Origin of the sequence: Streptomyces sp., from assembly GCF_019510245.1 — a bacterium.
Lineage (GTDB): Bacteria > Actinomycetota > Actinomycetes > Streptomycetales > Streptomycetaceae > Streptomyces.
The window spans coordinates 1-6046 of record NZ_JAEKKT010000373.1; the positions used below are offsets into that span (position 1 = coordinate 1).

8 protein-coding genes are annotated in these 6046 nt (G+C 68.9%); 7 read left to right on the forward strand and 1 reads right to left on the reverse strand.

Annotated elements, in window-relative coordinates:
- The 4 genes from JF597_RS51890 to JF597_RS51905 all read left to right on the forward strand — a co-directional run.
- On the forward strand, positions 1-769 hold a 769-nt coding region (locus JF597_RS51890), incomplete at its 5' end, for a helix-turn-helix transcriptional regulator (RefSeq protein WP_294013715.1).
- Positions 770-777: 8 nt separating this feature from the next.
- The gene (locus tag JF597_RS51895; protein ID WP_294013717.1) at positions 778-987 is read left to right on the forward strand and encodes a DUF397 domain-containing protein; all 210 of its coding nucleotides are present in this window, start codon (positions 778-780) and stop codon (positions 985-987) included.
- On the forward strand, positions 984-1184 hold the full coding sequence (locus JF597_RS51900; protein WP_294013718.1) for a DUF397 domain-containing protein: 201 nt from the start codon (positions 984-986) through the stop codon (positions 1182-1184). The genes JF597_RS51895 and JF597_RS51900 overlap by 4 nt, the downstream gene beginning before the upstream one ends.
- 75 nt (positions 1185-1259) lie before the next feature.
- Entirely contained in the window at positions 1260-1919 is a 660-nt protein-coding gene (locus JF597_RS51905; protein WP_294013720.1) for a class I SAM-dependent methyltransferase, read from the forward strand.
- 51 nt (positions 1920-1970) lie between these two features.
- Here the strand turns inward: JF597_RS51905 and JF597_RS51910 are convergent, their stop codons facing one another.
- Positions 1971-2669 carry an SDR family NAD(P)-dependent oxidoreductase gene (locus tag JF597_RS51910; RefSeq protein ID WP_294013721.1) on the reverse strand — a complete coding sequence of 233 codons (699 nt, stop codon included), beginning with the start codon at positions 2667-2669 and terminating at the stop codon, positions 1971-1973.
- A 105-nt stretch (positions 2670-2774) separates the two neighbouring features.
- Between JF597_RS51910 and JF597_RS51915 the strand changes: the two genes are divergently transcribed.
- The 3 genes from JF597_RS51915 to JF597_RS51925 all read left to right on the forward strand — a co-directional run.
- Positions 2775-3719, forward strand: coding sequence for a helix-turn-helix transcriptional regulator (locus JF597_RS51915; RefSeq protein WP_294013724.1), 945 nt, complete (start codon positions 2775-2777; stop codon positions 3717-3719).
- A 160-nt stretch (positions 3720-3879) separates the two neighbouring features.
- Positions 3880-4707, forward strand: coding sequence for an alpha/beta hydrolase (locus JF597_RS51920; protein WP_294013730.1), 828 nt, complete (start codon positions 3880-3882; stop codon positions 4705-4707).
- 115 nt (positions 4708-4822) lie between these two features.
- Positions 4823-6046: DUF234 domain-containing protein (locus JF597_RS51925; protein ID WP_294013726.1), on the forward strand; the 1224-nt coding region annotated here is incomplete at its 3' end.

Genomic DNA, 6046 nt, shown 5'->3' on the forward strand with positions numbered 1-6046 from the left:
AGGCCGCGAGGCGGCGGCATCGCTCGGGGTGAGCTCCGCACAGATCAGTCAGATCGAGAAGGCACTCGCGGGCGTGAGCGAGAAACGCCTGCGGGCCATGGCCGCCAACTACGCCTGCTCAGACAGCCAGTTGATCGACGCCCTCGTGACCATGGCGACCGACCGGACGCACGGCTGGTGGGAGGAGTACCAGGAGAGGCTGCCCACGCCGTACCTGGATCTCGCCGAGCTGGAGTACCACGCCAGTCAACGATGGGACGTGGACTTCCTCCACATCCCGGGACTGTTGCAGACCGAGGACTACGCCCGAGCCCTCTTCTCCTACGTCAACACGGAGTTCCCGCTGAGCGAGGTGGACCTCCGAGTGGAGCACCGGATGAAGCGACGGGTCATCATCGAGCGCCCGGATCCGATCCCTTACGAGGCCGTGATCCACGAAGCGGCGCTGCGCATCAGAGTCGGTGACCGTTCCGCGACGCGGGAGCAACTCGCCCGCATCCAAGCGCTCTCCGAAGCCGACCACGTGACAGTCCGCGTGATCCCTTTCGATCTGGACGCGTTCGCCGGAGCCGGCAGCGCAATGGTGTACGCGGGTGGCCCTGTTCCCAAGCTGGACACCGTCGTACGCGATGGTCCGCACGGCACAGCGTTCATCGACGCCGAGGCCCAACTCGCCCGCTTCCGGAAACTCTTCCGTAGGCTGGAGAGCGTGTCACTCGACCCCGAACGGTCGCGCGACTTCATCCACACGTTGGCCAAGGAGCTGTGAGGCGCCCCATGCCCACCCCCGACATCTGGCAGAAGTCAAGTTACTCCGGTGGCGGCGAAGGAAACGCCTGCGTGGAGATCGCAACCCACCCCACCCACATAGCCATCCGCGACTCCAAGACCCCGACGGGCGCCACCCTCGCCTTCCCGCCCGACACCTTCACAGCCTTCCTCGGAGCCCTGAAAACACCGCACCCCTCGGCCCGGTGGTCGACATGACCGCCCTGACCCAGTGGGTGAAGTCCTCCTACTCCGGCGGAGGCGAGGGCAACAACTGCGTGGAGATCGCAACCCACCCCACCCACATAGCCATCCGTGACTCCAAGACCCCGACGGGCGCCACCCTCGCCTTCCCGCCCGACACCTTCACAGCCTTCCTCGAAGGCCTCAAGTCCCGGCCATCCGCCGCCCAATGACCGCCAGGGAAACTCCACGCGGCGGTCCGCAACTTCCCGCCCGCCGCCCGGAATCGCCCCGCTAGGGTGCAGCCCGTGAACGCCGAGAACCCCGACTTCATACGGGCCACCCGAACCGCGTACGACACGATCGCCGAGCCCTACACCGAGCAGTTCTCCGACTGGGCCGGCATTCCCACGCTGGACAGAACCCAGATCACCGGCTTCGCGGAACTGGTGAAGGAGCAGGGCAAGGGCCCGGTGGCCGACATCGGCAGCGGGCCGGGTCACGTGACCGCCCAGCTCGCCGCACTCGGTATCCCGGTCTTCGGCGTGGACGTCTCCCCGAAGATGGTCGAACTGGCCCGCAGAGCCCACCCGGACCTCCGCTTCCACGTGGGCTCGATGACGTCGCTCGACCTGCCGTCGGAAACCCTGGCCGGAATCACCGCGCTGTACTCGATCATCCACGTCCCGGACGACCACCTCCCGACGGCCTTCGCGGAGTTCCACCGCACCCTTGCCCCCGGCGCCCACGCCCTGATCGGCTTCCAGTACGAGCCCGGCGGCACCCACATGCATCTCGACGAACGCTTCGGCCACAAGATCTCCCTCGACTACTACCTGCGCGCACCAGAGGCAGTGGTCGAGCCCTTGATCAAGGCAGGCTTCGAGGTGATCGTCCGAGTGCTCAGGGAGCCCCTCGGCGAGGAGAAGCTGTCCCGGGCGTACCTGGTGGCGAGGAAACCGGCGTAGGACGCATCGCCCGCACGCCGACCGCCGGTGACCCCGCACCGCCCGCCGGTCTCAGGACCAGGTGATCTCGCCATGGCGGTCGACGAAGCGCCCGGTGCCGGCGCCGGGCCCCTCCGTGGCGAGGGCGACGATCGCGTCCGTGCCCTCGGTGAGGGTCTGGGGGCCGCTGTGACCGTTCAGGTCGGTCGCCGTGTAGCCGGGGTCGGCGGCGTTGACGCGGATGTCCTTGAGGCCCTTGGCGTACTGCGTGGTCAACATCGTCAGCGCCGCCTTCGAGGAGGCGTACAGCGGCACGACGACGTGCGACTCGGACCGGCCGGGGTCGTGGGTGGCGGCGAGGGAGCCCATGCCACTGCTGACGTTGATGATCACGGGGTCGTCCGAGCGGCGCAGCAGCGGCAGGAACGCGGCGGTGGTGCGGACGACGCCGATGACGTTGACGTCGAGGACGGCGCGGGCGTCGGCGGCGGTGAGGTCGCCGGGATCCGCGAAGGGACCCTGCACCCCCGCGTTGTTGATCAGGACGTCGATCCTGCCCTCGTGCTCGGCGACGTCCGCGGCGGCCGCGGCCACGGACGCGTCGTCGGTGACGTCGACGGGGACGAAGCGTGCGCCCAGCGCGGCGGCCGCCTCCTCGCCCCGCTCACGGTCGCGGGCTCCCAGGAGAACGGTGTGACCGCACGCGACGAGGCGGCGGGCGGTCTCGCGGCCGAGGCCCTTGTTGGCTCCGGTGATGAAGGTGATCGTCATGCCTTCGATGGTTGCTCTGCCGAGCGAGCCGGACCAGGGACGCTTCGACGGTGGGAAGACCAGTACCACCCTTGCGCCCCCCGAGGTGATCGGGGAGGCGGGAGGATGGAGGGCATGACGACGACACCCCCGGGGGCCGGACTGGGCGCGATGATCCGCACGTGGCGCAACCGCCTGCCCCCGTCGGCTGCCGGGCTGCCGGTCGTCCGCAAGCGCCGGGCGGCCGGACTGCGGCGCGAGGAACTGGCCGACCTGGCCGGGGTGTCGGTCGACTACGTCGTACGCCTGGAACAGGGGCGGGCCACGACACCCTCGGCGTCGGTGGTGGCGTCCCTGGCGCGTGCCCTCCAACTGTCCACCGCCGAGCGGGACCACCTCTACCGGCTGGCCCGGATCATGCCACCGGCGGACGGCACGATCAGCGACCATCTCCCGCCCGGCATGCAACGCGTGCTCGTCCGCCTCGGAGACGTAGCGGTCGCCGTGTTCGCGGCGGACTGGCAGCTGGTGTGGTGGAACCACCGGTGGGCCGCCCTGCTGGGCGACCCCTTGGCCGCGCCGCCGCGGATGCGCAACTTCGCCCGGGACAGGTTCCCGGTGGACGCCGATCACACTTCCCTCGCGCGGTGGCCGGTCACCGACGCGGATCCCGACACCACCGACGCCGCCCTCGTCTCCGACCTGCGCCGCGCCACCGGCCGCTTCCCCCGGGACAGCCGCCTGGCCGCGCTGGTCGGCGACCTGAACGCGGGCAACGCGAGGTTCGCCGAGCTGTGGGCGGCGGGAGAGGTGGCCGCGAACCGCGAGGTCCACAAGACGGTCGACCACCCGTCGGTGGGCGCGGTCACGGTGGACTGCGATGTCCTGACCGACGGCGACACCGAGCTCAAGATCGTCATCATGACCGCCGCGCCGGGCAGTGAGGACGAGACCAAACTCCACCTCACCACCGTCGTCGGCCCACCGGCGGGCACGCGCGACCAGCACGGGGGCTGGGTCCACCCCAGTGGGGGTGCTGGACCGCTGGTGGGCCGAGCGAGCTCTTCATAGCGTCGTACTCATGACGGATGACACGAACGAAGAGCGAACAGGTGCCTCCAGGCGGACGGCATTACGTGGGCTGGGACTCGCGTTAGGTGGCGTGGCACTGGCCACCGGGCTCGGGGCCTCCCCGGCCGCAGCGGCCCCCCGTCGCGGGATCACCACGTACGTGCTGGTGCACGGTACCCACAGCGCCGGCGCGTTCTGGATGCCGATCGCACGGGAGCTGACGCTGCGCGGTCACCGCGTCGTCATGGTGGACCAACCACGGCATGGCGCGGAGGCCTTCGTGCCGGAGTCGTATCAGCGGCAGGACCTCAAGGCGATGGCGGTCGAGCCTTCCCCGCTGAAGGGGCTCGGGCTGGAGGACTACGAGGCGCGCGTCACGGGCATCGTGCGCCGGGCGGCACGCAACGGCCCGGTGGTGCTGGTCGGGCACAGCCTGGGAGGCGTGTCGGTCAGCCGTGTCGGCGATGCCGTCCCGCATCTGCTGCACCACATTTGCTACATGGCGGCCTTCTGCCCCAGCCGCGCCCTGCCCACAGCGGACGCCTGCACGGCGGCACCCGAGAACGCGAACGCCGTCAGCCCGGTCGAGCTGGCGGTGGGTGACCTTGACCGGCTCGGTGTATTCCGACTGAACTTCCGGACAGGTGACAGCCGTGCGCTGGCCCTCCTGAAGGAGATGATCTGCGCGGACTATCCCGACGCCGACTTCCGCCGGATACTGGCCGGCATGCAGACCGACGAGCCGGTCGCCGCTTATGCGGGCCGAGCGGTCGGCCGGGCCGGCAGCTGGGGCCGCATTCCCCGCACCTACCTGCGTTTCGGCAGGGACCGGACGATCGCCACCGCACTCCAGGACAGGATGATCGCGGAAGCCGACGCGTCCACACCCGGCAACAGCTTCCACGTCCACGATTTTCCCGAGGCGTCACACATCGGCCCCCTGGATCCCGTCCCGGTAGCAGAGGCCCTGGACAGGCTCGCAAGGTAGCGGCGGCGTAGGACAGCTGCGGGCTGCAAGAAGGGGAGCAAGAAAGGCACCGAACGGTAAAGTAAGATTCGATCTACGTAAGAATGGATCTACGTTAGGTGCTGGAGGTCGCTTCGTGGAGTTCCATGGCCGGGCCGCTGATCTCGAACTGTTGACTGGGCAGCTCACGTCGGTGACAGAACGGAGTGGAGTCACTCGAGGGCGGGCCGTGATCATGACTGGTCGGCGCAGAGTGGGGAAGTCCCGGCTGGTCCAGGAGTTCTGCGACCGCTCGGGAGTGCCGTACGTGGTGTTTCAGGCCACCCGCGGGCGCAACCCCGTGACGGAGCGTGCCGAATTTGCCGCCGCTCTGGCGCAGTCCCCGCTGCCGCAAGCGGAGCTGGTCGCCGGCCTCCAGGCACAGGACTGGAACCAGGCCCTGCGTTCGCTGGCGCTCGCGATCACTGATGACTCACCCAGCATCGCGGTGATCGACGAGGTGCCCTGGCTGGTCGAACAGGACCAGGAATTCGAGGGCGCCCTTCAGACCGTCTGGGACCGTCATCTGTCCTCCAAGCCGGTGTTGCTCCTGCTCGTCGGCAGCGACGTGTCGGTGATGGAGTCATTGCAGTCGTACGGACGGCCGTTCTTCGGCCGGGCGACGAGGATGACCGTCCACCCCTTGAATCTGGCCGACGTCCAGGCCATGACCGAGCTGAACGCGGCAGACGCCGTGGATGCCCAGCTGATCACGGGAGGATTCCCGGAGATCGTGCAGTCGTGGCATCCGGGAATGAGTCGCATCGACTTCCTCGGGGCTTCCGTCGCCAGCCCTCTCTCTCCCTTGTTGGTGGCCGGCGAGCTGTCCCTGTTGGGTGAGTTCCCCGAAGCGTCACACTCACGGGCCGTACTGGAAGCGATTGGCAGTGGCGAGCGCACGTTCAGCGCGGTCGCGGCCCAGGCCGGTGGTGGCGGAGCGCTGCCGTCCGGCACACTTTCCCCACTGCTGACCACTCTGCAGGCCAAGCGGGTTCTGACTGCTGATCTCCCGCTGTCCGTCAAACCGGACAGCAAGAACAAGCGCTACCGGATCGCTGACCCGTACCTGCGGTTCTGGCTGGCGTTTCTGCAGCGCGCGATCCCGCTCATCGAGCGCGGGCGTGGCGACGTGGCGCTGGAACGCATCGAAGGGTCCTGGACCACGTGGCGTGGTCGTGCGGTCGAGCCACTGATCCGCGAGTCATTGCTGCGCCTGCTCCCGGACGATGAATGGCCCGAGACCGAGGCCATCGGCGGCTGGTGGAACCGGCAGAACAACCCCGAGATCGACCTCATCGGCGCAGACCGCGAGCCGGTGGCC

What these genes read in the sequence shown, in the direction of transcription:
- JF597_RS51910 (WP_294013721.1), bottom strand. Translation starts at nt 2,669, where the DNA reads ATGACGATCACCTTCATCACCGGAGCCAACAAGGGCCTCGGCCGCGAG.
- JF597_RS51895 (WP_294013717.1), top strand. Translation starts at nt 778, where the DNA reads ATGCCCACCCCCGACATCTGGCAGAAGTCAAGTTACTCCGGTGGCGGC.
- JF597_RS51900 (WP_294013718.1), top strand. Translation starts at nt 984, where the DNA reads ATGACCGCCCTGACCCAGTGGGTGAAGTCCTCCTACTCCGGCGGAGGC.
- JF597_RS51915 (WP_294013724.1), top strand. Translation starts at nt 2,775, where the DNA reads ATGGAGGGCATGACGACGACACCCCCGGGGGCCGGACTGGGCGCGATG.